The organism is Arcicella sp. GW822-FHT02H01, assembly GCF_058802005.1.
In genome coordinates this window covers 1175639-1200459 of the sequence record NZ_JBXANT010000001.1, presented here as the reverse complement: position 1 = coordinate 1200459, position 24821 = coordinate 1175639, and the positions used below count along the sequence as shown (strand labels likewise).

Below are 24821 nucleotides of genomic sequence, written 5' to 3'. Positions count from 1 at the left end.
TTTTACAGATGCTGGAAAAATATAAATTATTAATTTCAGTGAGTGGACATAAAAAACATTCAATGCAGAATAGGGTAATAAATGTATAAAAAAATAGTTAGTTTAGAGATAAATTTGAAGTAAATAACACTTAGATTTAGCTTTGTAAATGGTGGAATGTTTTGAATTTCCAATAATGCTACTGATGAATAAATTTGAAGAATCTTTGGATATTACTGAGGCTTTAAGCGCAATTTTAGATAATGCCCCTGTAAGCATTGTCTTAATATCACCCGAGCATAAAGTTTTGGCTTTCAATAAAGCAATAGGAGAACTTCTGATGCTTTATTTTGAAAGACAAATACAGGTTGGAGACGATTATAGGTTGTTTGTACTTGAAAGTATTATGGAATTATACAATGATACTTTTGAGAGAGCTGTAAATGGAGAAACTGTTATTGTACAACATCAAACAGTATCAAAAAATGCATCTATGTGGTTTGAATATGCCATAAAACCTGTATACAATTCCTCAGGTGGTTTATTGGGTGTAACACTTATTGCCAAAAATATAGATAAGCAGAAAAAAGTAGAATTAGAACTTGAAAATATGGTTGAGACTTTTGAGGCCATTATTGAAAACAATACTGAATCTGTAATACTACTTGGAATCGATTATAAAATAATACAATTTAACAAGCCAGCTAAAGAGAGGATTTTGAGGAACATTGGTCTTGAGATGAAAATTGGCGATGATTTCAGGGAATTTATTTATCAAGACCAGAAAGAAGTATTTTTCAAATCGTTTGAAGAAGCAATGAATGGTAAGAATTATGAGGTTGAGGTTTTAGTAATTGATAATCAAAAAGAGAAATATTGGTTTCAGTCTAGGATGTTTCCTGTTTATAAACGCAATGGTGAATTGATGGGAGTATCGCTTTTTGCCTTGAATATTACTGATAGAAAAAGGGCAGAAGTATCTTTACAAGACAGTGAGGCAAAATTTAGAAGTATTGTTGAAGCAGCACCTACTTCTATGTTGATAGTGGATGAAAACATGAATATTATTCTTTCAAATCCTGAGGTAGAGAAAGTATTTGGCTACACCTTTGATGAGTTGAAAAAACAAAATATTCAGATGTTGATACCTGAAATCTTTGGGAAAGACGGTAACCAGAAAGATTGTTCAAAAATAGCAGACAATAAGTTTACTCCTGCGATTAAGAAAGATGGAAGTGAAATTATTGTAGATACTAGCCTGAACAGTTTTGAATTGGATGATAAAAAACATGTACTCATTATTATTCAAGATGTAACCCAAAGAGTAAATAACGAAAAGCAAATTCTGGATCAATTAAGTCGCTTAAAAGCCATTGCTTGGCAACAGTCGCATGGCGTGAGAAAGCCAGTGGCTAATATTTTAGGAATATGCCATTTGCTTAAAACAGATAAAGATATTACACCAGAAGAAAAAGAACAATACATCGATTTACTTTTTCAGTCAACAGAAGAATTAGACCAAGTAATTCATAGGATAGTAAATTATACTTGTGAGAGTAAAATATTTAAACAAGAGTAAATGATATAAGTAGCCAAGCAATGCAAGAGTAGCTAACTAAACTGATTATCTATTATATTACTTTCTTTTATTGAGGGTATAGCTAAAATGCTCATTACCAGTATACAATTGATTGTTTTTATTAAGGAAAAAAGCCACATTTTCATCGCCCAATAATAAAGAAATTGATTTGTGGGGTTGGTCAGGGTCAAGCTGATAAATAATAGCATTTTTGTTGGATGTAATACCTTTGATGATGCTCCATTTACCCACTACTTCTCTTTCTTTACCAAATACTCTACGAAGACTATAAGTGGTTGGTAATAATGTTTTAGGGTCTTTATTGAGTACTAATTTCCATTTTAGTTTAAAACAATCTGCTACAACAGCGAAAACGTTTTCTTCAGCAAAACCCATACAAGGGGTTCTACCATCAAATATAATTTGTTTAGAAGTATCTGATGGTAAATCAGATGATACTAGCAATGTTGTTAAGTTTGTAGGAATATCCTTAATGGGTTCCTTTCTGTTAAGGGTATAGCTCCAGCCACCGTTGCCAACCATAAGTTTTGTTTCTGCTGTAATTAAATGAAAAACATTTTCACTCAATTTAAGCATGAGTATTTCATTGGAAAGCTTACTGCTTTTCAAATGATAGATTTCTCCATTTATACTTCCACTTTTTCGAGAAACAACGTATTCTCCTTCAATAGCCAGTTTTGTTTCTCCCTCTTTTTTAAAGCCAAGTGTATTTGGTTGTGATTCTCCAAAAACAATATTCAAAGAAAATTTATGTTGGGGATGAGTGAAAGAGTTCAAAACCAAGCTCCACTTTATAAAATCAATTTTGGTTTCGCTCGGTATGCCTAATATTGCTTTAATTTGTTCGTCACCAGGTGTACTTGCAACAAGTGTAATGTCGGTATTAGTAGGTAAGCCCTGAGCCTCTGAGCGATAAAAAAATAAGCATATCAAAAAGAATGAATAGCGCGATAACAATTTAATAGTTTTCATAATGCTTTAATTTAAAGGTTGTTATCTTAGTTAAAAAACATTTCAAATAGTATATACTTACGTATAAGTACAAGCTAACAATAGCAATTAATAGAGATATAAAAGTGATAAATTTTCTTGATAAACGTATACTGTTCATCATAAATAATGATGAATGAGTATTTTGTTTTATCGATTTAAAAATAAACATACTTTTGTATGTTAAATCATTAAGTTTCGACCCTTAAAAGATTACGATGATGAAATGGACAAATGAAATAACCCGTTTGTTAACTATTCAATATCCTATTATTCAGGCACCTATGTTTGGAGTATCAACTTCTGAAATGGTTATGGCTGCTAACAATGCAAATGCCTTGGGTAGTTTAGCGCTAGGGGATGTATCTTATGACAAATGCGTTCAGCTCATTCGCAACACCAAAACACTAACGAACAGACCTTTTGCTGTCAATATTTTTCTTCATTCCATTCCAGCGATTTCTGACGAACTGAAAATCCAATACAACGAAACAAAGCTTTTCATAGAAAACCTTGCTAAACAACATCAATTAGAGACTGTATTATCAGATTTTGATGTAATAAAGCTAACTGACTACCACGACCAGATAGATGCCATTATTATAGAAAAATGTAAAATTGTAAGTTTCACCTTCGGAGTTCCTGATGAACAAAGCATACAAAAATTGAAAGATAACAACGTCATTTTGATAGGTACGTGTACGTCAATTGAAGAAGCAATTGTATTAGAAAACTTAGGAATTGATATAATATGTGTACAAGGAATTGAAGCTGGTGGACATCGGGGAAGTTTTGCACCAGAGAATATTCCTAAAATAGGTGGGATGTCTTTGTTGGCACAAGTCTATGATAAAGTAAAAACCCCTTTGATTTATGGAGGAGGTATTTATGATGCTAAGACTTTATTGGCTGCTAAAACCTTGGGAGCTCAAGGTTTTCAAATAGGCAGTTTATTATTAGGGTCGGTTGAGAGCGAGTTGACAGCCTTTGAAAAATCAAGGTTAAGAAAGACGAAAGAAAGTGAAATTATATTAACCAAAAGTTTTTCAGGGAGATATGCAAGGGGTATTAAAAACCTATTTACCGAGGCGCTAGACAATTCAGCATATATATTGCCGTATCCATACCAGAATAAACTTACAGCCGAACTGAGAAAAAGTGCAAAAATGAATAACAATGCTGATTTTGTCAGTATTTGGGTTGGGCAATCACTCAATTCGTTTAGTGGCGCTTCTACCACTGATATAATATCAGACCTAATCACAAAAGTAGAAAAGTATGATAAAGACTATTAAATGTTAAGTTTGGCTATTTTGTTAATACTATAACGAATTTCTTAGGCATTACTAACACTAGTATTTCTTTGGTAAAGCTCAGTCGGTGCTTTGCCAAATAGTTTTTTAAAGGCAAAAGAGAAATGAGAGAGGTCTTCAAAACCTAATTCAAGGTAAATATCTGAAGGCTTTTTGTTTTTCTTTTCAATCAAAAAGTAAGCTATGTTTGTAACCATCATAACCTTCTATTTTCCCTTTGATGAGATATAAAAAGAAATGCTCTGAAATAAATTGTTCAGGAGATATTTCAGGCCCTACATAACAAGTAGTAATTGAATTTACTTTCACAGCTACAATTTTGCTAATTTCTTGATGTCTGCTATTTCTAAGATTGATTTTTCATACCCTTTTGTTACTGTTTTAATCATGGCTTCACCAAGTTCTTGAAGCGTTATAATCTGTTTAGGAACAAACCAACCTAGGATAGTCACGATATATTTATAAATAGCCCTTCCGTTTTTTTGTCCCTCTATTTCTTTCATACCGCCTGGTCGGAAATTGTACACTGCCTTAAAAGGTAGTTGTATCAAGTCGTTTTCGGTTTTACCTTTTACTCTTGCCCACATTATTTTTCCTTTTTCAGAGCTATCTGTATGGCTACCCGACACAAAATTAAACACCATTTCAGGGTTTTGAGTAAGCAATGCTTTGGCAAAATGCAAAGTAGTGTCGTAGGTAATAACGGTGTATTTTTCTTCGCTCATTCCTAGAGAACTGATTCCTGCACAATAAAAACAGGCATCATAACCTTTCAACTCGTCAGTAAAGGCATCTAGTTTTAAAAAATCAGGAACGATTAATTCTGTAAGTTTAGGATGACTCAATTCATAATGCTTACGATTGACGATAAGTATTTTTTCTACGATAGGATTTTGTAGACATTCTAGTAGTACACCTTCACCTACCATGCCTGTGGCACCTGTTATGATAATTTTCATATTATATGATATTAAATTTTATTAGACTTTCTGCTGCTGATAATACTGCTTCTTTATTGCTTTGGGGTTTCCAGTTTAACTAAAGCTGGGAGATACAATGTACTCCTACCAAACCTGTTCCACCCGTTACTAATACTAATTTATTATTGTGTTGATTTGTCATGGCATTTGAAATTTACAAGACAAATTTCTCAATAAAATACCATGATTATTTTGTTGAAAAGTCCAAAATTACTTTGCTGAAAAGTTCAGCAATTGTCTGCTTGCAGTGGTATAAAAATTAAATTGAGTTAAAAGTTCAATAGGCTAGACTGAACAGGTCATGAAAAATTAACGATATAATTATTGTGCTAAACAAAAATGGTATATTCGTAATAAATCTAAATTATGTTCAATATTGTATCTTAATATTATGAAAATTGTTTTGTTCGTTATAATATGTTTTTTTTCCAATGTCGCATTGGCACAAAATCAACCCAATGTAATATTTATTATTTCAGATGACCATACATCTCAGGCTATCAGTGCGTATGGGAGTAAATTAGCAAAAACACCCAATATAGACCGCATTGCGCGCGAAGGTGCAATTCTGTATAATAATGTGGTATCAAATTCAATCTGTGGTCCTAGCAGAGCTACTTTGCTGACAGGTAAGTATAGCCATATTAACGGTTATAAATTCAATGAAAAACAATTTGATATTAGTCAGCATGTTTTCCCAGAAGAACTTCAGAAAAATGGTTATCAGACTGCATGGATTGGTAAAATGCACCTTGGCACCCTTCCCCATGGATTCGACTATCTCAATATTTTACCAGGTCATGGCAGTTATTACAATTCAGATTTTGTTAATTCAAAAAATGAAACACACCGACACGAAGGTTATGTGACGGATGTAATAACCCAACTTTCAAAACAATGGCTTGAGGGAAGAGATAAGAATAAACCATTTTTTATGGTGGTTGGTCACAAAGCTACACATCGCTCGTGGTTGCCTTCTTTGCAAGATTTGGGTGCTTTTGATAACGTAACTTTCCCTGTGCCAAGTACTTTTTATGATACCTACAAAGGACGTATTGCTGCACAAGACCAAGATATGAGTATCGAGAAAACGATGTTGCTTAAAGAAGATTTAAAAGTCGATGCTGATTATGATAGTAAGGGTGCGTGGTCGTCGTATAATCGTTTTACCCCTGAACAAAAAAGTCAGTTCAAGGCATACTATGATAAAATCGGTGCTGAATTTGCAGCCAAAAAATTGACAGGCAAGGCTTTAACCGAATGGAAATATCAACGCTATATGCGTGACTATCTTTCAACTGGCAAATCGCTAGACCGTAATATTGGTGAATTGCTCGATTACCTTGATAAAACAGGTTTATCTAAAAATACAGTAGTAATTTATACGTCAGACCAAGGCTTTTATTTAGGCGAACACGGCTGGTTTGATAAGCGTTTTATTTATGAAGAATCGCTCAAAACACCCTTTGTCATACGCTATCCTGGGGTAGTGAAAGCAGGAACGAAAGTAAACCAAGTGGTATCAAATGTAGATTGGGCGCCAACTTTGTTAAATATCATGAAGACGAAGATTCCAAATGAATTTCAAGGGCATTCGTTTTTACCACTTCTGACAGGTAAAACCAGCGGTTGGAAAAGCGAATCGTATTACCATTATTATGAATACCCACAACCGCATCATGTGTATCCTCATTTTGGTCTTCGTACCGAACGCTATACATTGGCTAGATTCTATGGCGAGAAAAACTTCTGGGAATTATATGACATCAAAAATGACCCTAAGAATTTAAAAAACCTGTATGACGATAAGCAATATGCTAAAATAATAATCGATTTAAAGAAAAAGCTAAAAGAGCAGATTATCCAATTGAAAGATGATGAGGCACTTAAGATTTTCTCTGAATGAGATAGGATTGTTAAATACTATTTTTTTCTATTAGCCAGTGACTTAAGTCACTGGCTAATAGAAAAAAAATTATAACCTTATTTTTAATCCTCCATTGATTACAAATCCATCTACAGGAGCATAAATATCTCTAAAGGTAGGGTTGCTAATTGAGCCAGTATAAATAGTATCAAACTTTGTCTGTCGGGTATTTAAAAAGTTTTCAAAATTCACGAAAACAGAGAAGTTTTCCCAAAGTTTTTCAACCATTAAGCCAGTAATCCAATAGGCTTTTCCTGTTGTTCCATCATTTAGTTTTTGGGGACTAAAATAATATCCTTCCAACCCGATTTTCAATTTGTCTTCTATCTCATACATCAACACATTGTTTAAACGGTGTTGAGCGACTAATGGAAATTGAGTAGTATTTCCGTTGTAATGTTGTTTTACATCTGCCAACGTATAGCCTATAAAAAGCTTGAAGTCATTATACGTCAACTTTACATTTGTTTCTATTCCTTTCGTATCGATAAAACCGTTCGGCTGTTGAAATTCATAAAAGCCAGTAGTAGTAGGCACAAGCACTAACGGGCTTTTTACTTGTGTATAAAAAAACAAGGTATTGATTGATAAGAATAAGTCTTCTGTAATGGGCGTTTTGTAATTAAAATCAAAATTACCACCGATAGATTCCTCCGCTTTTGTTTTAGAAACATCAATGGGTAACACATTTTTAAATTGTATTCGTTCAGCATCTTCCGTAAAAACAGTAGGCGTTTTATAACCCATTCCTCCGCCTAAACGCATAGTGAACTTTGGATTAACTTTTAAAAGTGCCGAAATTCTTGGTAACAGGAAAAAGCCATATTCCGTTTGATAATCACCTCGCAGACCTGTTTCTAGGGTCAATTTTTCAGTAGCATTCCAAGTGTTTTGCACAAATGCTGCTAAGGTTGTGTGTTGATAATCAACTAATTGTTGGGTGTCAAATTTATGTTGGCTAAATTTATCTGTCCAAAGGTTTAGCCCCGTAATCCATTCTTGTTTTTCTTGTCTATGACTATACGTTGCCTCACTAAATGAAGCAATTTGTACCCCTGAAAATTTAAACGTTGGAATTTCTATACTTCTATCGTAATAGCTTATGCTATTTTTGAATGAAATTTTTGATTTTTCATTCAATTGATGATCAAGTCCAAGTTGGGTACTAACACGATTGGTTTTATTGATTTCAAAAAAGCTGTTTGCCTTATTGCTGTTGTGCTTGATATAGGCTATATCTCCACCTATACGGTCTTCAATGGTAGTATTTACGCCAATATTTAACGTTGTTTTATCGTTGAAATACACAAATAATTTAGGATTGACAGTGTATCTTTTGAACTTCGGAATCGCTGTCAATCCAATATTGGCAGGGTCGTAAGGTGTTCCAGCATTGTATGAAATAAATACCGTTGTTCCCACTTTTTTAAACTTTTGACTATAAAATCCGCTTGCATCCAGCCCTAATGCTGATGTTCCATTAAACAAAAAGCTCAATTCTCTTTTTTCTTGTGGTTTTTTGGAAATCAAATTCACCAAGCCCGCAATGGCTCCTCCACCATAGAGGGTCGAGGAGGCTCCTTTGATAACCTCTACTTGCGATAAATCAAGTGGGGCTATCTGCAATAAACCTAATCCTCCTGAAAAACCTGCGTATAAAGGAAATCCATCTCTTAAAATCTGTGTATATTTCCCGTCGAGCCCTTGAATCCTGATACTAGAATTATACGAAGTAGCGGAGGTCTGTTGCGTTTGGATACCTGTCGTTTCATTGAGCATCATCCTAATATCCCCCGGCTTCATGTTGCCTTTCTCCTCTAATTCTTCTCCTGAAATGGTTTCTATTCTTGTCGGAATATCTTCAATATTTTTGTTAGAACGTGTTGAAGTAACGATTACTTCTTCCATTTCTTCATTTTCTGTCATTAATAAAACCTCTAAAGGCTCGGTTTGAGAATAGGGGAAGTTTAACGTGTCTATTCTTTCTTGATAACCTACAAAGTAAAACCTAACTACTTGCTTGCCATTAGGAATATTTTTGATAGTAATAAGCCCACTTTCGTCTGAACTTGCTCCGTTTGTGGTGCCTTGCAAAGTGGCTGTTGCACCAAACAAAGGTTCTTTGGTTTCAGCATCTTTTATCGTGGCTTTGAAGCTATTTTGACTAATGGCTATATAGGGGCATAAGATTGCCAAGAAAGGCAAAATTAATTTTTGCATTTTGATAAATTTTTAAGTGAATGAATGGTAAAAGAGGGATTGATTCCTTGTTTTTAATAAGGAATTCGTCTTAACGTTACATTAACTTATTTTTGGTGGTTGCCAAATGGTAGCGATGAAGTAGTCTACAAAAAGGACTTTGAAAGAAGGAGTTAAGCTATTGTTTTCAATAAACTTTGTAGTAGGCTCGAAACTAAAAACTTGCGTTGAAAAAGTAAATCCTGTACAAGAACCACAAGTCATAAAGGGCGAACAGCCCTCACAATCGTCATGTTTTTCCTGAGATTGATTGGTTAATTGCGCTGTTGCTATATCATCCTCGCATTTGTCTTCTGTACAGCAAGGGACTGTAGAAAGCAGAAGCACATACATGGATAATATAAAACAGAGTATTTTCATCCATGCAAAGTTAATTAACGTCACTGAATTACCAAGATTTAACCTGCTTGGTTTAATAACTTAAACTTTTCTCGGTTATCCTTTATAACCGAGAAAAGCTCTAAGCAAATATTTTATTCTTTTACTGGAGGAATATCAGATTTATTTTCAATCGTTATTTTGGTTGCTCCCGCTCGTTGAATCATTACTTGTTTGCCAAGTTCTTGTAAAGACTTGCTTTCATAAATTTTCATGGCTGTTGATACATCAATGGCTTGGCGTGTCTGCTCGTCTAAATCAAATGTCAACGTAATAAAGTTCAAATGAACGCCTAAAGGTTCTAGTACTTTATTACTCGCAATCAATAATTGATTTTCTATTTCAGCTTGGTCAAGTTCTACAATATCTTGGTCTAAAAAAATATCCTTAGCTACATCCTTTATTCTTTTGTCAATGACCATATTTTCGGCACCCTCAAATGCAGAATTATTCAAGGCATCATCGTCGTCAGCATCCGAATTGGCTTTCCCCAAATATTTTGCTTGTTTGATAAATGCAAGGGGGTTAATAATCGAGTAATCATAATCAATGTGGATAGAAGCACGCACCCTGTCTTTTAAATTACTGATGAATTTGCTCTCGCCCTGCATGGGATAGTTCGGAATAACTACTTTCATATAACAGGCATTTAATCCCCCTTTTGGCACAGCGTCGCCTGCTTTAATAAGGCTCCAATTCATACCGCAGTCATCAGAGACTACCACTTGTTGGTTAGACTTTGCGTAATTACAACTTTGCATGGTGAATAATGCACCAGTGAGAATAGTAGCAATTGGCACTATTTTAATAAATCTATTCATTACTTATCGGTTAAAGGTTTACGGGTGTTAATCTACCCCAATTTTATTATATTTATTCTTGTATTCAACAGGACTAAGCCCCGTTATTTTTTTAAAGGTAGTTCTAAATGCTTTAGTATCTGTATACCCAACGTCAAACATTACTTCATTAATATTTTTACGGCTACTTTCTATGCTTCTTTTGGCCGCTTCAATCTTAACCCTTTGGATATATTCCAGTACAGAATTATTAGTAGCCAATTTAAATCTTCGCTCAAAACTTCTCCTTCCCATGGATACTTTCTCGGCTAATTCTTCTACCGTAAGTTTTTCTTCAATATTCTGTTCGATATACTCTTGCACTGTTCTGATAGCATCATCATTATGTCCTTTTTGCCCTTTGAACATCGCAAAGGATGATTGACTGGTGCGGTCAATATCTATCGCAAAAAACTTTGAAGTAAGAATGGCTGTTTCACGGTCAGTATATTTTTCAATAAGATACAGTAATAAATTCCAACAAGAATTCGCACCTCCGCTTGAATAAATACCATCTTCGTCCGTCACAATTTTGCCGTCCTGCAAAATGACTGACGGAAACATATTCCTAAATTCATCTGTAAATCCCCAGTGCGTAGAACATTTTTTGCCATCTACCAAGCCCGTAGCCGCTAACAAAAAAGCACCCACACAAAGCGAAGCTACTTCAGAGCCTTTTTGATGTTGGGAGATAATCCAGTTTATCGTGTTTTGATTAGCCGAAATACCTTCATGTATACTCCCTGATAGGGGTGGAATAATGATTAAATCTGTCTCACTGACATCTTTCATGAGCAAGTCAGGGTCAACCATAAAAGGCCCATCAATTAATTTCATTTGTTTGCGTTGACCTACCAGCTTAACGTCAAACAGTTTGTCTTTGCCCGAACTGATAAGAAACTGATTTACAGTTTCAAACATAAAGCGTGAAATAGCTATTACATGAATAGCGGCATGATCAGGAACTAAAATGGCGACTTTTTTCATAACACAAATATAGAAAAATAGTTTGTCGTAAATTACCCTTCATTTGTCGTTTTTGTATAGTTAATTTAGAAAAAGCTTTTGCACATTTGTATCATAAATATTTCACATAAAAACCTCGTAACATGGAAAGTGCAACAAAAGCAAAAATCACCGTAGAAGTTACCGTAAATGCTCCATTAGAAAAAGTGTGGGTAGCATTTAATGACCCTAAGCATGTAATCAATTGGTGTTTTGCTTCAGACGATTGGCATGCACCAGCTGCTGAAAGTGATTTTAGAGAAGGTGGCAAAAGCAAAACCGTAATGGCTGCAAAAGATGGTAGCTTTTCGTTTGATTTTGAATGGATTTATACAAAAATAAAAGACTTAGAAACCGTAGAATATGCTTTGGGAGATGGTAGAGAAGTAAGTGTACAATTTGAAGAAACGGCAGAAGGAGTAAAAGTAACAGAAACGTTTGACCCTGAAAATCAAAATCCTGTAGAAATGCAAAAAGGCGGATGGCAAGCGATTCTTGATAACTTTAAAAAATATGTTGAACAAAACTAAACAGCATTATAATGTACACTGACGCTCTTATTTCATGCTTATGGTTTGACGGACAAGCTAAAGCTGCCGCAACTTTTTATAGTTCAATTTTTAAAAGTAGCAAAATCACGGCTGAAAATCCGATGGTGGTGACTTTTGAGTTGGATGGAACAAAATTCATGGGTCTAAACGGTGGACCAATGTTTAAGATTAACCCCTCTATTTCATTTTTTGTGACTTGTACGACTATTGAAGAAGTAGATGAAGTATGGAGTAAATTGATAGAAGGAGGCAAAGCACTGATGCCTATTGATACTTATCCTTGGAGTCAACGATATGGTTGGTTGCAAGACAAATTTGGTGTAACATGGCAAGTGAGTATGGGAAATGGAGGACAAACTGAGCAGACAATAAGACCATCGTTTTTATTTACTAATAAACAGTTTGGTAAAGCCGAGGAGGCCATTAAGTTTTATACTTCAGTTTTTGAAGGGGGGACGATAGACCTACTTTTGCCTTATGGAGAGCAAGATGCTAATGCAGGGAAAGTATTGTATTCGGAGTTTACTCTCGGAAAAAGTCCAATGATTGCGATGGATGGACCGGGCGATCATCAATATACCTTTAATGAAGGAGTGTCCTTGGTGATTAACTGTGATACACAAAGTGAAATTGATTACTATTGGAACAACCTTACCAAAGGAGGAGAAGAAAGCATGTGTGGTTGGTTGAAAGACCAGTTCGGGGTGTCGTGGCAAGTAGTTCCTTCAATGATTGGGAAATTGATGAGTGACCCCGAAAAAGGACAAAGAGTAATGCAAGAAGTGTTCAAAATGCGAAAACTTGATATTGATGTATTATTAAATGCTTGATATGTAGTTGATTATGTTGTGTTTTGGGCTGTTTGTTATTATATTAGCACAACTTCCATTTTTTAAATGAAGTATCTTAAATGTCAACGATTAGTGTTTATTTAAGTTTTAACGGTAATTGTAGGGAAGCCATGACTTTTTATCAGCGCTGTTTGGGTGGAGAACTTTTTTTTCAAACATTAGGTGAGCACCCTAATGCTGAAAAAATGCCCGACCGTATGAAGGCTTGTATTCTACATGGTACCCTTACAAGAAATGGGTTGGTCATTATGGGGTCTGATATGTTGGGGGAAGAAGGATTAAAAAAAGGCAATGCCGTGTCATTAATGTTGCATTGTGATAGTGAAACAGAAATGAAGGAATGTTATCAAAAGCTCTCTCGAGGAGGTGCACAAACTTACCCCATCGCCCAAAGTTTTTGGGGTACATTATTTGGTGATTTAACAGATAAGTTTGGTAACCAATGGTTACTACATTACAAAAAGAACTAACAATTAAACATACTAACATTATGAAAAGCACAAAAATTACCTTTTGGATTAGTACAGCACTAATATTCTTGTTTTTTGGCGTGATGCCTGCTTTGACTGGCCACACTGAAATGGCAAAAGAAGGCATAAAGCATTTAGGGTACCCGCAATATTTCGGAGTGGCCTTGAATATCTTTAAAATAATAGGTTCATTGATATTAATAATTCCTCAGGTTCCTAAAACACTTAAAGAATGGGCTTATGCAGGTTTTGTGTTCGATATTATTTTTGCTGCTATTAGCTTATGGGCTGTTGATGGCGTTAGTGGTATGCTTTTGATGCCAGTAGTTGTAATGGTAATATTGCTTGTGTCGTATTTCAGCTACCATAAATTACAAAGTCCACAACTTTAACCTATAGCCCCATGAGCATATTGTTTATTATTCTGTATATCATTTTTGGCTTCATCGCTTTATTGTTGATTATCGGCTTATTTACTAAAAAGGGTTATGCAATAAGTAGAACCATTGTTATTAATAGACCCATCGACGAAGTATTTTATTACTTGAGGCATATCAAAAACCAAGACTTTTTCAGTAAATGGGTAATGACAGACCCTAATATGAAAAAAACCTTTACTGGAATTGATGGAACCGTTGGTTTTATCTATGCTTGGGAAGGGAACAAAAAAGCGGGAATGGGTGAACAGGAAATAACGAGTATTGAGGAAAACCAAAGGTTGGATTTAGAAGTACGCTTTAAAAAGCCATTTGAAGCAATTGCTAATACTCCCTTCGTTACTGAGGCGATAGATGCCAATGAAACAAAAGTAACATGGGGAGCGAGTAGCGAAATGAAATATCCTATGAATATTTTTTTATTAATAGGTATAGAAAAGAACCTCGAGAAAGATATTGACATAAGTCTTGGTAACTTAAAAAGGATTCTTGAAAGTAAATAAAACATCCATGAAAGCCGTAAACAACATTGATGAATACATTGCGGATTTCCCTGAAGAAACCCAAGCACTTTTAAGGGAAATCCGCCAAACAATCAGCATGGCTGCTCCTGAAGCTACAGAAAAAATTAGTTATGCCATGCCTACTTTTTATTTGAAAGGGAATGTAGTGCATTTTGCAGGCTATAAAAATCACATAGGGTTTTATCCGGCATCTTCGGGCATTAGCAATTTTCAAGAAGAAATTGCAGGTTATAAAAGCTCAAAAGGAGCAGTGCAGTTTCCCCTTGACCAACCTTTGCCCAATGATTTGATTACTAAAATTGTTCAATTCAGGGTAAAAGAAAATCTGGAAAAAGTAACGAAGAAATGAGTCTACAGGGTTGTAATAGCAGGCATAATCGATACGGAATGCTTCTATCAACAAGGGCTAAACTTTAAGTAAGACGATGGCAAAAAGACCAAAGCTTTCAGAGGCTGAACTAGTAATAGCATATTTTGAGGCACTTGAACATCCTTTGAAAGAAGTAGTTCAACTATTAAGAACAATCGTTTTGTCGACCGACAAGGAAATTGCTGAACAAATAAAATGGAACTCACCAAGCTTTTATTATTCGGGAAAGATGCAACCGTTTGACCCTAAGGAATATAAAAGAGATATCGTGGTGTTTAATCTGCATAAAAATGATAGTGTATTATTAGTATTTCCGACGGGTTCAACGATTAATGATTCATCAGCATTACTGGAAGGAAAGTTTGCTGATACTAGAAAAATTGCTAAATTCACAACGATTGAAGAAGTAAAAAAGAAAGAAAACGCTTTGAAAACAGTCATAAAAGCGTGGCTAAACCAAATTGATTAATAAACTTTTATTAAGGATGACCTACATTTCAATAGAAATATTCAAAACCAGTGTGAGCAATCAGCGAGCATCAGAGGAGATATTAAACTTATTGAATATATCATTTCCTCATCTGAAAATTAATTTTGACCTTGACGATTGCGACAAGATTTTAAGAATTCAAGGACATAGTTTTTGTTCAACCAGTATCATAGAGATATTAAGCAATATGGGGCATCACTGCGAGCGTATTGAATAAACTTTTGCGTGCTGACCGAACTTTAATATCATAAAAAAGCGACCGAGAAACTAATTCTGTTGCTTTTTTGATTTAAAAATGTATTGAGGATTTTATCATCATGGAACGCCAAAATTAAGATTGCCGTTTAACTACTATCTATTATTAAATTACATTGAAAATATTGACTTTGGATGATGAAAGCAATCGTTTTAAAAGGTTTTGGAAGTATTGATAATTTTGAATTGTCCGAGGTTGATACCCCAATAGTTACTTCAAATGATATCTTGGTAAAGATTAAGGCTACAGCGTTTAATCCAATTGATTATCAGATGCGTCAAGGAGCAACAGAAAGTAAATTGCTGAAATCTGCCATTCTAGGACGTGAATTATCAGGAATTGTTAGCCAAATAGGCGAGCAAGTCACTGGATTTGCCATTGGGGATAGTGTAACTGCTTATGTTGGAAGTTTAGCCTCAAATGGTACTTATGCCGAGTTTATCAGTATTCCTCAACAGTTGGTTGCTAAAACTCCAATCTTATTGTCATTTGCTCAAGCAACTGCCCTGCCAATGATAAGTATGACAGCCCTGCAATGTTTTCAGCGAGCAAATATTCCCAAAGAAAAACCTGTGTTTATCAGTGGCGGTGCGGGTGGAGTAGGTACGCTATTGATAAAACTTCTTTTAGCAAATGGGAATAATGAATTGATTACAACCGCAGGAAATGAAGATAGTAAAAACCAATTAATCTCATTGGGACTGAACCCTGATAATATTATCAATTATCATGAGCCAGATTTTTTAAAAAAAATACAATCAAAGGGCGTTAATGGTAAATTTGAGTATTGCATCGATTTAGTAGGAGGCAAAATGTCGGAAGTATGTGCCAACCTTTTGAAAGTTCATGGTGTATACGTTGATGTGACATTTTTGGCTACTGAACAAGCTAGAGAAACATTATTTGACAAAGCCACCACTATCATTAATGTTGCTAACTTTGCGTATAGTTTAACAGGAAATAGCGATGATACGGTATTTTATGGCAATGCACTAAAGGAAATATTTAATAAAATAACCGATAAAATTATTTCACCCATAGATATTAATATCATAGGTAATTTGAGTGTAGAAACTGTTCAAAAAGGACATGAAATGATGGAGAGGAATGAAACTAGAGGAAAGAAATTAGTAATGATTAATGAGTGGAATGCTTAATCAACCACAATAAAAGCATATTAAGTAGGCTGTCAAATTTAGGGGATTTGAGTCAAGAATCTCCGCAAGCGTTTTAAACGCTTGTGGAGGTAATTTTTCTGTATCAACAGCAAAAACTCAAACCTTTACTCAAACCTTAAATGTTTTACTGATTCACCAGAGACTGCTAATTCTACCAAAGAATCTATGCCAATTTGTAAGTGTTTTTCTACAAAATTGGTAGTTACTTTTTTATCACTTTCTTCCGTTTTTACACCTTCGGGTGTCATTGGATTGTCCGAAACTAATAATAATGCTCCATGAGGAATTTTGTTGGCAAAACCAGCCGTAAAAATAGTAGCGGTTTCCATATCAATTGCCATAGCACGAATATCAGTCAGGTACTGTTTAAAAGCTTCATCGTGTTCCCATACGCGCCTGTTGGTAGTATATACCAAGCCTGTCCAGTAATCTAGTTCATGTTTTTTAATCATCGATGAAACTGAACGTTGCAAACGGAAAGATGGCAAAGCGGGCACTTCTTTAGGCATATATTCGTCAGATGTTCCCTCTCCGCGTACAGCAGCGATAGGCAAAATTAAATCTCCCAAGCCAAGGTTTTTCTTTAAACCTCCGCATTTCCCTAAAAACAAAACGGCTTTAGGCTCAATGGCTGAAAGTAAATCCATCACGGTAGCCGCCATCGGTGAACCCATTCCAAAATTGATAATTGTAATGTTATTAGCAGTAGCAGTTAACATTGGTCTATCTTTCCCTCTGATTTCCACAGAAAATTGTTCCGAAAACATCGTTACATAATTACTGAAATTAGTCAATAAAATATACTGACCAAATTCATTCAGTTTCATTCCTGTATACCGAGGAAGCCAATTTTCTACTATTTCTTGTTTTGTTTTCATAAATTTGGTTTTAATTTGTGATTAAAAATGAGCGGTTAGTCAATTTATTTGTAGCATTGCATTATCCTTATTTTTTTTAAATAAAAAATCAGTCAACAGTCTTGGAAAATCTAAACATCCCATCATACGATTACAAATTAAGGAAAGTTGATGAAAAAATCTATATATATGATATCCTCAGACGCAAATATATTATGCTAACACCCGAAGAATGGGTTCGCCAGCACTTCGTTCATTTCTTAATCAACCATTATCAGTATCCTAAAAGTTTAATCAAATTAGAAAGTTCTTTAAAATATAATACGCTACTCAAACGAACAGATATCCAAGTGTTTGGAAGAGACGGTAAATTAAAGATGATTATCGAGTGCAAAGCGCCCTATATTCCGCTTAGTCAACAAGTTTTTAGTCAGGTAGCGCAGTATAACCAAGTATTAAAAGCAGAGTTTTTAACAATTACTAACGGAATGGTGTATCATTGTTGTAAAACAGATTGGGAAAATATGAATCTTGAGTTTCTAAAAGATTTACCCTTATTTGTCTAAAATTTCATGTTTCTATAATTTCATTCATCATTCACATCACTACCTTTGTGAAAAAAACCTTCATCATGGCATCAAAAAATATCTTGTCCATTGTACTTTTCTTCGCTCTGACAGCTTCTTTTGCTCAGAAACCAAAAACTCAAACAACGTCAGCAACTTTAGCAAAACCCAAATTAGTAGTAGGTATTGTAGTAGACCAGATGCGTTATGACTATTTATATCGCTATTATGATAAATATTCTGCGGGTGGTTTCAAAAGATTAATGAATGAAGGGTTTAACTGTCGAAACAACCATTACGACTATGCTCCGACCGTTACAGCGGCAGGTCATGCAGCTATTTTTACAGGTTCTGTTCCAGCAGTTGATGGTATCGTAGGGAATGAATGGTATGACCAAAAATATAATCGTACAGTATATTGCGTGGAGGACTCAACGGTAAAAACAGTAGGAGCGGACTCTAAAGCAGGATTGATGTCTCCGAAAAACTTATTAGTTTCAACCATTACCGACCAATTAAAAATTGCCAATGCATATCAATCAAAAACGATAGGTGTTTCATTGAAAGACAGAGGGGCAATCTTACCAGCTGGACATACAGCCAATGCTGCTTATTGGTTTGATTCTAAAGACGGTTCATGGATTACATCTACCTTCTATATGAATGATTTACCACAATGGGCGAAAGATTTTAATGCTAAAAAAATGCCATTAAAATACATGGCTGAGGGCTGGAAAACACTTTTGCCAATTGAGCAATATACAGAGAGTTCAATCGATAATCAGCCTTTTGAAAGTAAATTGGCTGGTGAAACTAGTCCAGTTTTCCCACATGAATTAGTAGGTAGAGCAGGTGTAAATCTATTAGAAGTGCTTAGAACAACGCCTTTTGGAAATACCCTGACGAAAGATTTTGCTTTGGCAGCGTTAGCAAACGAAAACCTAGGGAAAGGTGCTAAAACCGACTTCTTAACAGTTAGTTTTTCGTCAACAGATTACGTAGGGCATTCATTCGGACCCAATTCGATAGAAGCAGAAGATACTTATTTGAGATTAGACAAGGATATTGCTGAAATCTTAACGACTTTAGATAAAACACTTGGTAAGAACAATTATTTAGTATTTTTAAGTGCAGATCATGGTGTAGCAGATATTCCGGGGTTTTGGCAAGCCAATAAATTACCTGCGGGGATATATGAGCGTTCAAAAGCAACAACTGAAATAAAAGCGGCATTGAAAGTGGCTTTTGGCGAAGGCGATTTTATAAAAGCAGAGGACAATTCTCAATTATATTTGAATCATGCTTTATTAAGCGAAAAGAAATTATCATTTTCACAAGTATATGAAGTAGTAAGAGAAACTTTGTTGAAGCATGATGAAGTAGCTGATGTTGTTGACTTCCATAACATCGGGAATAGCACATTGCCAGACTATCAGCTGAAATTCATTAAGAATGGCTACAATACCAAACGTAGTGGTGATATTTCAGTCGTGTTAAACCCAAGTTGGTTTAGTGGCTATAAAACAGGCACGACACACGGCACCCCTTATCGATACGATACACACGTACCATTATTGTTTTTTGGCTGGGGTGTAAAGGCTGGAGAAACCACTACAAGAACCAATATTTCTGATATTGCACCAACCGTAGCAGATATACTAAGCATTCTTGAACCTAATGGCAGTGTTGGAGGTGTAATTTTGGGTGTAAAACAATAAAAAATGTTTTTGAACAAAAATGGCACACTTTTAGTTAGTTTAGTTTGTAGAATTTGATGAAAATAAACTAAATTACCAATCTAAATAAAAAATACAAAAACGTATGAAGATAGCAGTAGTCGGAACTGGATATGTAGGCTTAGTAACAGGCACTTGTTTTGCAGAGACAGGAAATCAGGTTGTTTGCGTAGACATAGATGCAAAGAAAATTGAAAAGATGAAAAATGGTATCATTCCTATTTATGAGCCAGGTCTTGATGTTTTGTTTAATAGGAATACAGCAGAAGGTCGTTTGAAATTCACGACTGATTTAGCCGAAGGAATCAAAGATGCCAAAGTGATTTTCTTAGCATTACCAACACCTCCAGGTGAAGATGGTTCTGCCGATTTAAAGTACATTTTAAAAGTTGCTAATGATTTAGGTCCGATTTTAGACCAATACGTAGTTGTAATTGATAAAAGTACAGTACCTGTAGGAACAGCAGAGAAAGTACATGCTGCTATTGCTAAAAATGCTTCAGCAGATTTGTTTGATGTAGTGTCAAATCCAGAATTCTTACGTGAAGGTGTTGCTGTAGAAGACTTTATGAAGCCTGACCGTGTAGTAATCGGTACGAGTTCAGAAAAGGCTAAAGCAGTAATGACAAAATTATATGCTCCGTTAGTACGCCAAGGTAACCCTGTTATTTTCATGGACGAACGTTCAGCGGAAATGACCAAATATGCTGCGAATGCATTCTTGGCAACTAAGATTACGTTTATGAATGAAATTGCTAACCTATGCGAAATGGTAGGAGCAAACGTAGATGATATTCGTAGAGGAATCGGTACGGATTCAAGAATTGGTAAGCGTTTCTTATTCGCAGGAATTGGTTATGGCGGAAGCTGTTTTCCTAAAGATGTTCAGGCTTTAGAGAAAACTTCAAAAGACTCGGGCTATGACTTCCAAATCTTAAAAGCCGTAATGACCGTAAATGAAGACCAAAAGACAAGATTGATACCGCATATCAAAGCACATTTTGGTGGAGATTTGAAAGGAAAAGTATTTGGGATGTGGGGCTTAGCCTTTAAACCATATACTGATGATATTCGTGAAGCACCAGCGTTGTATAATATCAAAGAATTGCTAGCAGAAGGAGCCATCATCAAAGCTTTTGACCCAGAAGCGATGGAGAATGTGAAGGGAGTAATTGGTGATACGATTACTTACACCAAAGGTCCTTATGAAGCTATCAAAGATGTAGATGCGTTATTGATTATGACAGAATGGCCGCAGTTCCGTACGCCAGAATTTGAAATAATGGAAGTGTTGTTGAAGGATAAAGTAATCTTCGATGGTCGTAATTTGTATGAATTAGACCAGATGAAAGAATTAGGATATACTTACTATTCAATTGGTAGAGATACAGTAAAATAATTGTGATTGAGTGAGTTGTGATTGAGTGATTTTTTAGAAAATTAATGCTTTGTATAAAATCACTCAATCACTAATTCACAAATCACTAACTATATAAAAATATGAAACGAGTATTAATAACAGGTGGAGCAGGGTTTTTGGGTTCACACCTTTGTGATAGATTTATCAAAGAAGGATTCCATGTAATAGCCATGGATAATTTGATTACAGGTGATTTGAAGAATATCGAACACTTGTTCAAATTGCCGAATTTTGAATTTTATCACCATGATGTTTCTAAATTTATCCATGTTCCGGGTGAATTAGATTATATCCTTCACTTTGCTTCTCCAGCCTCTCCGATTGACTATTTGAAAATCCCTATCCAAACATTAAAAGTTGGTTCATTGGGTATTCATAATTGCTTAGGATTAGCCAGAGTAAAGAATGCAAGAGTCTTGATTGCTTCTACTTCGGAAGTATACGGCGACCCTACAGTTCACCCACAACCAGAAGAATACTGGGGAAATGTGAATCCAGTAGGCCCTCGTGGTGTTTATGACGAAGCTAAGCGTTTCCAAGAAGCAATGACGATGGCATACCATACTTTTCATGGTTTAGAAACCAGAATTGTACGTATATTCAATACTTATGGACCAAGAATGCGTCTGAATGATGGACGTGTATTGCCTGCATTCATTGGACAAGCTTTAAGAGGAGAAGATTTGACAATGTTTGGAGATGGTTCGCAAACTAGAGCATTCTGTTACGTAGATGATTTAGTAGAAGGAATTTACCGTTTGTTGCTAAGCAGTTATGCACAGCCAGTAAACATTGGTAATCCAGATGAAATCACTATCAAAGAATTTGGTGAAGAAATCATCAAATTGACAGGTACTGAACAGAAATTAATCTCTTTACCATTGCCAACTGATGACCCTAAGCAACGTAAACCAGATATTACAAAAGCAAAGGCTATCTTAGGTTGGGAACCAAAAGTGAGTCGTTCAGAAGGCTTGAAGATTACCTATGAATATTTCAAATCTTTATCTAAAGAGGATTTATTCAAAATGGCAAATCACAGAGAATTCGAAAAGAAATAAGCATAAACATGAGTCATTCCGAATTTTAAAATCATAAAAAAGCGGTCGAAATTAATTTTTCGACCGCTTTTTTATGATTGATAGGCAACGAATTCCTACTGTTTGAGCGGAGCGAGTTTAGGAATTCTTGATTTTCTTTTGTTACTTTTCTTTTATCAAGAAAAGAAAAGTAAGGACAAGACAATAATACTTATAAAGCCTCCAAAATTCACTATTTTATCAGAAAATTTGGGATCACTCATGTTTATTACCATCTGATTAAAGCTGAACCCCAAGTAAAGCCACTACCAAAGGCAGCCAGACAAATTAAGTCTCCATCCTTTACCCGCCCAGTTTCCCATGCCTCACAAAGGGCTATTGGAATAGAAGCTGCCGTAGTATTGCCATATTTTTGGATATTGTTCATTACTTTATCTTCCGAAAGACCCATCTGTTGGCGAACATATTCTGAAATTCTTAAATTAGCTTGATGCGGTACTAATAAATCTATCTCGTTTGGTTGAAGTCCGTTTTTATCTAAGGTCTCACGAATTACTTCTGGAAAACGCACAATGGCGTGCTTGAAAACAGCATTGCCGTTCATGATAACATCACCTGAGTTTTTGTCATTCACTAGATTGTCAAAAAATCTGCCACCACTGCTACTACTGCTTGGTTCTTTTACATATAAATCCTCCGCATATCTGCCATCTGCGTGCAAATGCGTTGAAAGTATTCTATGGTTTTCATCCTCTGTGGCTTGTAATACTACCGCACCCGCTCCATCACCAAAAATTACAGCAACTCCTCTGCCTTCATTAGTTGGGTTCAAGAAAGTAGATTGCACCTCAGCACCAATCACCAAGATATTTTTATACATTCCTGAACGAATGAATTGATCAGCAGTCGATAAGGCATAAATAAAACCAGAACATTGGTCGCGGATGTCCAGCACTCCCACACTTTGTATCCCTAATTCTCTTTGCATCACAAACCCTGGGCCTGGGAAATAATAATCGGGCGTGATGGTAGCATACACGATAAAATCAATCTCTTCTGGCGTAATTCCAGCCCGTTCTATGGCTATTTTGGCCGCTTCAGTGGCCATTGAAGCATTGGTATCTTTGCCAGCTGTAAAATATCTACGTTCTTTAATGCCAGTGCGTTCGGTAATCCAAGCGTCGGAGGTATCCATTAAAGTTTCTAAATATTGATTGCTGATAATATTTTCAGGTACGTAATGTCCGATACCTACGATTCTTGAGTAAATCATAAACAAATTTTTAAATGCAAGGCAAAATTATGAATTTTCGTGAAAATGTTAGATTATTTCCAGAAAATGAATTGATGTTTTAATAAAAGCAAATATGATGCCCAACAAAAAAGTGTCACCTAAGTTTTCCTTAAATGACACTCTGTTATAAAAGTCTAAACAAGAATTATACTGAAAAACTTTCGCCACATCCACAAGTACGGGTAGCATTCGGGTTTTTGAATTGAAAACCTTTACCGTTCAAGCCGTCTGAAAAGTCAAGTTCTGTACCTGCTAAGTATAAAATTGATTTTTTATCAACCATGATTTTTACACCTTTGTCTTCAAACACCATATCAGTTGTTTGCGGTTGAGATGCAAAATCAAGATTATACATTAATCCAGAACACCCTCCGCCTTCCACAGCAACTCTAACGTTAAAGTCGCTCGTAAGTCCTTCTTTCTGACGCAATTCTATGATTTTGTTGGCTGCTATTTCTGTGATGGTTACCATATCTTTATGAAAATTATATCCTATTTTAATCTTTATAACGGCAAAGTTAATCGGAAAGTTCATAGAAAGCATGCTGTATTGAATCCAATATTTAGATAAAATACAATTTATTTCAAAGGCAAATGTACTTCTGCCATCATACAACGAGCAGACCCTCCGCCATTCCCTTCTATCATCGATAAGTCAAAATGGTGAATGGTGGTGTAATCTTCGAGTGTAGCAATTTGCTTAGGCGTTAATGAATAATAAGCTGCGTCAGACATTACTAAGATTTTATCACCTTGTACGCTCCTTATTTCCAACATATTACCAGCGAAGTTGTTCATCTGTTCCAACGATATTTCTATCATTCTTTTACCGTGTTGCTCCAAGGCATTTCGTAAAGTAAGTCGCTCATCTAAATTTTTGACAGCATCTAAACACACCACCGAAAACATATCGCCTACACACATCAATACATTGGTATGATAAATTTGCTTTCCATTGCCATCTACAGCCTCAAAGGACACTATTTTATAATTCGTTTTAGCACTAAATTCTGACAATACATCCTGATTAGTTCTCGGCGAAATACAGGCATAAGCAATCTTATTCTTGCGGTCGAGTACCATTGAACCTGTTCCTTCCAAGAATTTATCATCCTCTTCAAAAGAAGATAAATCGATTCTTTTGTTTACATAAAATTTCTCTTGAAGGCTATCGATAATATCCTCTCTGCGTTCTAAACGTCTGTTTTCAGCCTGCATGGGATACAAAATAACCGTACCGTCGCTATGAAATGAAATCCAATTATTAGGGAAAATTGAATCAGGCGTATGTGGGGTTGATGTATCCTCCACAACGATAATATCTACACCAGCTTTTCGGAGCTGTGCCACCATTTCGTCAAATTCTTTCAGGGCAATTGCTTGTGAAGTTGCTTGCGTTTCTTTGCCAAAAGCTTGGTTTTGAAAAGCATTGGATGTGGCAGTTTGTTCATTAAAACCAAAACGAACAGGACGAATCATTAAAATATGAGCGGTAGTCTGATTTTGCATGG

Annotated in this window: 26 protein-coding genes and 1 pseudogene; 16 read left to right on the top strand and 11 right to left on the bottom strand. The window is 35.4% G+C overall.

Features of this window, described 5'->3' with window-relative positions:
* The first annotated feature begins 184 nt into the window (after positions 1-184).
* On the top strand, positions 185-1558 hold the full coding sequence (locus AC1RNE_RS05190; protein WP_492799962.1) for a PAS domain S-box protein: 1374 nt from the start codon (positions 185-187) through the stop codon (positions 1556-1558).
* A gap of 57 nt (positions 1559-1615) precedes the next feature.
* On the opposite strand, the gene AC1RNE_RS05185 is transcribed toward AC1RNE_RS05190, so the two are convergent.
* On the bottom strand, positions 1616-2551 hold the full coding sequence (locus AC1RNE_RS05185; protein ID WP_492799961.1) for a hypothetical protein: 936 nt from the start codon (positions 2549-2551) through the stop codon (positions 1616-1618).
* A gap of 239 nt (positions 2552-2790) precedes the next feature.
* On the opposite strand from AC1RNE_RS05185, the gene AC1RNE_RS05180 reads away from it, so the two are divergent.
* Entirely contained in the window at positions 2791-3864 is a 1074-nt protein-coding gene (locus tag AC1RNE_RS05180) for an NAD(P)H-dependent flavin oxidoreductase (protein WP_492799960.1), read from the top strand.
* Between the two features lie 41 nt (positions 3865-3905).
* Here the strand turns inward: AC1RNE_RS05180 and AC1RNE_RS05175 are convergent.
* Positions 3906-4064, bottom strand: a pseudogene (locus AC1RNE_RS05175) (helix-turn-helix domain-containing protein); the annotation flags it as partial.
* 129 nt (positions 4065-4193) lie between these two features.
* Complete coding sequence (locus tag AC1RNE_RS05170) at positions 4194-4841, bottom strand: NAD-dependent epimerase/dehydratase family protein (RefSeq protein WP_492799959.1); 648 nt, start codon at positions 4839-4841, stop codon at positions 4194-4196.
* Between the two features lie 412 nt (positions 4842-5253).
* Between AC1RNE_RS05170 and AC1RNE_RS05165 the strand changes: the two genes are divergently transcribed.
* The gene (locus tag AC1RNE_RS05165) at positions 5254-6768 is read left to right on the top strand and encodes a sulfatase family protein (RefSeq protein ID WP_492799958.1); all 1515 of its coding nucleotides are present in this window, start codon (positions 5254-5256) and stop codon (positions 6766-6768) included.
* 69 nt (positions 6769-6837) lie between these two features.
* Here the strand turns inward: AC1RNE_RS05165 and AC1RNE_RS05160 are convergent, their stop codons facing one another.
* The 4 genes from AC1RNE_RS05160 to AC1RNE_RS05145 all read right to left on the bottom strand — a co-directional run bounded on the left by AC1RNE_RS05160 (position 6838) and on the right by AC1RNE_RS05145 (position 11252).
* Entirely contained in the window at positions 6838-9009 is a 2172-nt protein-coding gene (locus tag AC1RNE_RS05160; RefSeq protein WP_492799957.1) for a TonB-dependent receptor, read from the bottom strand.
* Positions 9010-9090: 81 nt separating this feature from the next.
* Positions 9091-9408, bottom strand: coding sequence for a DUF6660 family protein (locus AC1RNE_RS05155; RefSeq protein WP_492799956.1), 318 nt, complete (start codon positions 9406-9408; stop codon positions 9091-9093).
* A 113-nt stretch (positions 9409-9521) separates the two neighbouring features.
* Positions 9522-10247 carry a hypothetical protein gene (locus AC1RNE_RS05150; RefSeq protein ID WP_492799955.1) on the bottom strand — a complete coding sequence of 242 codons (726 nt, stop codon included), beginning with the start codon at positions 10245-10247 and terminating at the stop codon, positions 9522-9524.
* Positions 10248-10274: 27 nt separating this feature from the next.
* On the bottom strand, positions 10275-11252 hold the full coding sequence (locus AC1RNE_RS05145) for a GlxA family transcriptional regulator (protein WP_492799954.1): 978 nt from the start codon (positions 11250-11252) through the stop codon (positions 10275-10277).
* A gap of 122 nt (positions 11253-11374) precedes the next feature.
* Here AC1RNE_RS05145 and AC1RNE_RS05140 point away from each other — a divergent pair, with 122 nt between their 5' ends.
* The 9 genes from AC1RNE_RS05140 to AC1RNE_RS05100 all read left to right on the top strand — a co-directional run bounded on the left by AC1RNE_RS05140 (position 11375) and on the right by AC1RNE_RS05100 (position 16376).
* The gene (locus AC1RNE_RS05140; RefSeq protein ID WP_492799953.1) at positions 11375-11800 is read left to right on the top strand and encodes an SRPBCC family protein; all 426 of its coding nucleotides are present in this window, start codon (positions 11375-11377) and stop codon (positions 11798-11800) included.
* 11 nt (positions 11801-11811) lie between these two features.
* Positions 11812-12651 (top strand): VOC family protein, encoded by an 840-nt coding sequence (locus tag AC1RNE_RS05135; protein WP_492799952.1) that lies wholly within the window; start codon positions 11812-11814, stop codon positions 12649-12651.
* 80 nt (positions 12652-12731) lie between these two features.
* Positions 12732-13142 carry a VOC family protein gene (locus AC1RNE_RS05130; protein ID WP_492799951.1) on the top strand — a complete coding sequence of 137 codons (411 nt, stop codon included), beginning with the start codon at positions 12732-12734 and terminating at the stop codon, positions 13140-13142.
* 20 nt (positions 13143-13162) lie between these two features.
* The gene (locus AC1RNE_RS05125) at positions 13163-13534 is read left to right on the top strand and encodes a DoxX family protein (RefSeq protein ID WP_492799950.1); all 372 of its coding nucleotides are present in this window, start codon (positions 13163-13165) and stop codon (positions 13532-13534) included.
* An 11-nt stretch (positions 13535-13545) separates the two neighbouring features.
* On the top strand, positions 13546-14082 hold the full coding sequence (locus AC1RNE_RS05120; protein WP_492799949.1) for an SRPBCC family protein: 537 nt from the start codon (positions 13546-13548) through the stop codon (positions 14080-14082).
* Positions 14069-14452, top strand: coding sequence for an iron chaperone (locus tag AC1RNE_RS05115; protein WP_492799948.1), 384 nt, complete (start codon positions 14069-14071; stop codon positions 14450-14452). Before AC1RNE_RS05120 ends, AC1RNE_RS05115 begins: the two co-directional genes overlap by 14 nt.
* 76 nt (positions 14453-14528) lie before the next feature.
* Complete coding sequence (locus AC1RNE_RS05110; protein WP_492799947.1) at positions 14529-14942, top strand: DUF1801 domain-containing protein; 414 nt, start codon at positions 14529-14531, stop codon at positions 14940-14942.
* Between the two features lie 16 nt (positions 14943-14958).
* Positions 14959-15180, top strand: coding sequence for a hypothetical protein (locus tag AC1RNE_RS05105; RefSeq protein WP_492799946.1), 222 nt, complete (start codon positions 14959-14961; stop codon positions 15178-15180).
* Positions 15181-15353: 173 nt separating this feature from the next.
* On the top strand, positions 15354-16376 hold the full coding sequence (locus tag AC1RNE_RS05100; RefSeq protein WP_492799945.1) for a quinone oxidoreductase family protein: 1023 nt from the start codon (positions 15354-15356) through the stop codon (positions 16374-16376).
* Positions 16377-16501: 125 nt separating this feature from the next.
* Here AC1RNE_RS05100 and AC1RNE_RS05095 read toward each other — a convergent pair whose 3' ends face one another.
* Positions 16502-17275 carry an AMP nucleosidase gene (locus tag AC1RNE_RS05095; protein WP_492799944.1) on the bottom strand — a complete coding sequence of 258 codons (774 nt, stop codon included), beginning with the start codon at positions 17273-17275 and terminating at the stop codon, positions 16502-16504.
* Between the two features lie 194 nt (positions 17276-17469).
* Between AC1RNE_RS05095 and AC1RNE_RS05090 the strand changes: the two genes are divergently transcribed.
* From AC1RNE_RS05090 to AC1RNE_RS05075, 4 genes are all read left to right on the top strand, one after another.
* Positions 17470-17820, top strand: coding sequence for a type I restriction enzyme HsdR N-terminal domain-containing protein (locus tag AC1RNE_RS05090; RefSeq protein WP_492799943.1), 351 nt, complete (start codon positions 17470-17472; stop codon positions 17818-17820).
* Positions 17821-17885: 65 nt separating this feature from the next.
* Complete coding sequence (gene pafA / locus AC1RNE_RS05085; RefSeq protein ID WP_492799942.1) at positions 17886-19538, top strand: alkaline phosphatase PafA; 1653 nt, start codon at positions 17886-17888, stop codon at positions 19536-19538.
* A 103-nt stretch (positions 19539-19641) separates the two neighbouring features.
* A complete protein-coding gene (locus tag AC1RNE_RS05080; protein WP_492799941.1) occupies positions 19642-20955 on the top strand; it encodes a UDP-glucose dehydrogenase family protein in 1314 nt (437 codons plus the stop codon).
* 101 nt (positions 20956-21056) lie between these two features.
* Positions 21057-22037, top strand: coding sequence for a UDP-glucuronic acid decarboxylase family protein (locus AC1RNE_RS05075; RefSeq protein ID WP_492799940.1), 981 nt, complete (start codon positions 21057-21059; stop codon positions 22035-22037).
* 247 nt (positions 22038-22284) lie between these two features.
* On the opposite strand, the gene AC1RNE_RS05070 is transcribed toward AC1RNE_RS05075, so the two are convergent.
* The 3 genes from AC1RNE_RS05070 to ctlX all read right to left on the bottom strand — a co-directional run bounded on the left by AC1RNE_RS05070 (position 22285) and on the right by ctlX (position 24819).
* Positions 22285-23289 carry a beta-ketoacyl-ACP synthase III gene (locus AC1RNE_RS05070; RefSeq protein WP_492799939.1) on the bottom strand — a complete coding sequence of 335 codons (1005 nt, stop codon included), beginning with the start codon at positions 23287-23289 and terminating at the stop codon, positions 22285-22287.
* Between the two features lie 166 nt (positions 23290-23455).
* Positions 23456-23782: a HesB/IscA family protein gene (locus tag AC1RNE_RS05065; protein ID WP_184131079.1), complete on the bottom strand. Its 327-nt coding sequence runs from the start codon at positions 23780-23782 to the stop codon at positions 23456-23458.
* A gap of 107 nt (positions 23783-23889) precedes the next feature.
* Positions 23890-24819 carry a citrulline utilization hydrolase CtlX gene (gene ctlX, locus AC1RNE_RS05060; protein WP_492799938.1) on the bottom strand — a complete coding sequence of 310 codons (930 nt, stop codon included), beginning with the start codon at positions 24817-24819 and terminating at the stop codon, positions 23890-23892.
* Between the last annotated feature and the right edge of the window lie 2 nt (positions 24820-24821).

What these genes read in the sequence shown, in the direction of transcription:
- AC1RNE_RS05080 (WP_492799941.1), top strand. Translation starts at nt 19,642, where the DNA reads ATGAAGATAGCAGTAGTCGGAACTGGATATGTAGGCTTAGTAACAGGC.
- AC1RNE_RS05180 (WP_492799960.1), top strand. Translation starts at nt 2,791, where the DNA reads ATGAAATGGACAAATGAAATAACCCGTTTGTTAACTATTCAATATCCT.
- AC1RNE_RS05095 (WP_492799944.1), bottom strand. Translation starts at nt 17,275, where the DNA reads ATGAAAACAAAACAAGAAATAGTAGAAAATTGGCTTCCTCGGTATACA.
- AC1RNE_RS05135 (WP_492799952.1), top strand. Translation starts at nt 11,812, where the DNA reads ATGTACACTGACGCTCTTATTTCATGCTTATGGTTTGACGGACAAGCT.
- pafA (WP_492799942.1), top strand. Translation starts at nt 17,886, where the DNA reads ATGGCATCAAAAAATATCTTGTCCATTGTACTTTTCTTCGCTCTGACA.
- ctlX (WP_492799938.1), bottom strand. Translation starts at nt 24,819, where the DNA reads ATGCAAAATCAGACTACCGCTCATATTTTAATGATTCGTCCTGTTCGT.
- AC1RNE_RS05185 (WP_492799961.1), bottom strand. Translation starts at nt 2,551, where the DNA reads ATGAAAACTATTAAATTGTTATCGCGCTATTCATTCTTTTTGATATGC.
- AC1RNE_RS05120 (WP_492799949.1), top strand. Translation starts at nt 13,546, where the DNA reads ATGAGCATATTGTTTATTATTCTGTATATCATTTTTGGCTTCATCGCT.
- AC1RNE_RS05105 (WP_492799946.1), top strand. Translation starts at nt 14,959, where the DNA reads ATGACCTACATTTCAATAGAAATATTCAAAACCAGTGTGAGCAATCAG.
- AC1RNE_RS05150 (WP_492799955.1), bottom strand. Translation starts at nt 10,247, where the DNA reads ATGAATAGATTTATTAAAATAGTGCCAATTGCTACTATTCTCACTGGT.
- AC1RNE_RS05140 (WP_492799953.1), top strand. Translation starts at nt 11,375, where the DNA reads ATGGAAAGTGCAACAAAAGCAAAAATCACCGTAGAAGTTACCGTAAAT.
- AC1RNE_RS05190 (WP_492799962.1), top strand. Translation starts at nt 185, where the DNA reads ATGAATAAATTTGAAGAATCTTTGGATATTACTGAGGCTTTAAGCGCA.
- AC1RNE_RS05070 (WP_492799939.1), bottom strand. Translation starts at nt 23,289, where the DNA reads ATGATTTACTCAAGAATCGTAGGTATCGGACATTACGTACCTGAAAAT.
- AC1RNE_RS05100 (WP_492799945.1), top strand. Translation starts at nt 15,354, where the DNA reads ATGATGAAAGCAATCGTTTTAAAAGGTTTTGGAAGTATTGATAATTTT.
- AC1RNE_RS05075 (WP_492799940.1), top strand. Translation starts at nt 21,057, where the DNA reads ATGAAACGAGTATTAATAACAGGTGGAGCAGGGTTTTTGGGTTCACAC.
- AC1RNE_RS05145 (WP_492799954.1), bottom strand. Translation starts at nt 11,252, where the DNA reads ATGAAAAAAGTCGCCATTTTAGTTCCTGATCATGCCGCTATTCATGTA.
- AC1RNE_RS05090 (WP_492799943.1), top strand. Translation starts at nt 17,470, where the DNA reads ATGCTAACACCCGAAGAATGGGTTCGCCAGCACTTCGTTCATTTCTTA.
- AC1RNE_RS05125 (WP_492799950.1), top strand. Translation starts at nt 13,163, where the DNA reads ATGAAAAGCACAAAAATTACCTTTTGGATTAGTACAGCACTAATATTC.
- AC1RNE_RS05155 (WP_492799956.1), bottom strand. Translation starts at nt 9,408, where the DNA reads ATGAAAATACTCTGTTTTATATTATCCATGTATGTGCTTCTGCTTTCT.
- AC1RNE_RS05110 (WP_492799947.1), top strand. Translation starts at nt 14,529, where the DNA reads ATGGCAAAAAGACCAAAGCTTTCAGAGGCTGAACTAGTAATAGCATAT.
- AC1RNE_RS05160 (WP_492799957.1), bottom strand. Translation starts at nt 9,009, where the DNA reads ATGCAAAAATTAATTTTGCCTTTCTTGGCAATCTTATGCCCCTATATA.
- AC1RNE_RS05130 (WP_492799951.1), top strand. Translation starts at nt 12,732, where the DNA reads ATGTCAACGATTAGTGTTTATTTAAGTTTTAACGGTAATTGTAGGGAA.
- AC1RNE_RS05065 (WP_184131079.1), bottom strand. Translation starts at nt 23,782, where the DNA reads ATGGTAACCATCACAGAAATAGCAGCCAACAAAATCATAGAATTGCGT.
- AC1RNE_RS05170 (WP_492799959.1), bottom strand. Translation starts at nt 4,841, where the DNA reads ATGAAAATTATCATAACAGGTGCCACAGGCATGGTAGGTGAAGGTGTA.
- AC1RNE_RS05165 (WP_492799958.1), top strand. Translation starts at nt 5,254, where the DNA reads ATGAAAATTGTTTTGTTCGTTATAATATGTTTTTTTTCCAATGTCGCA.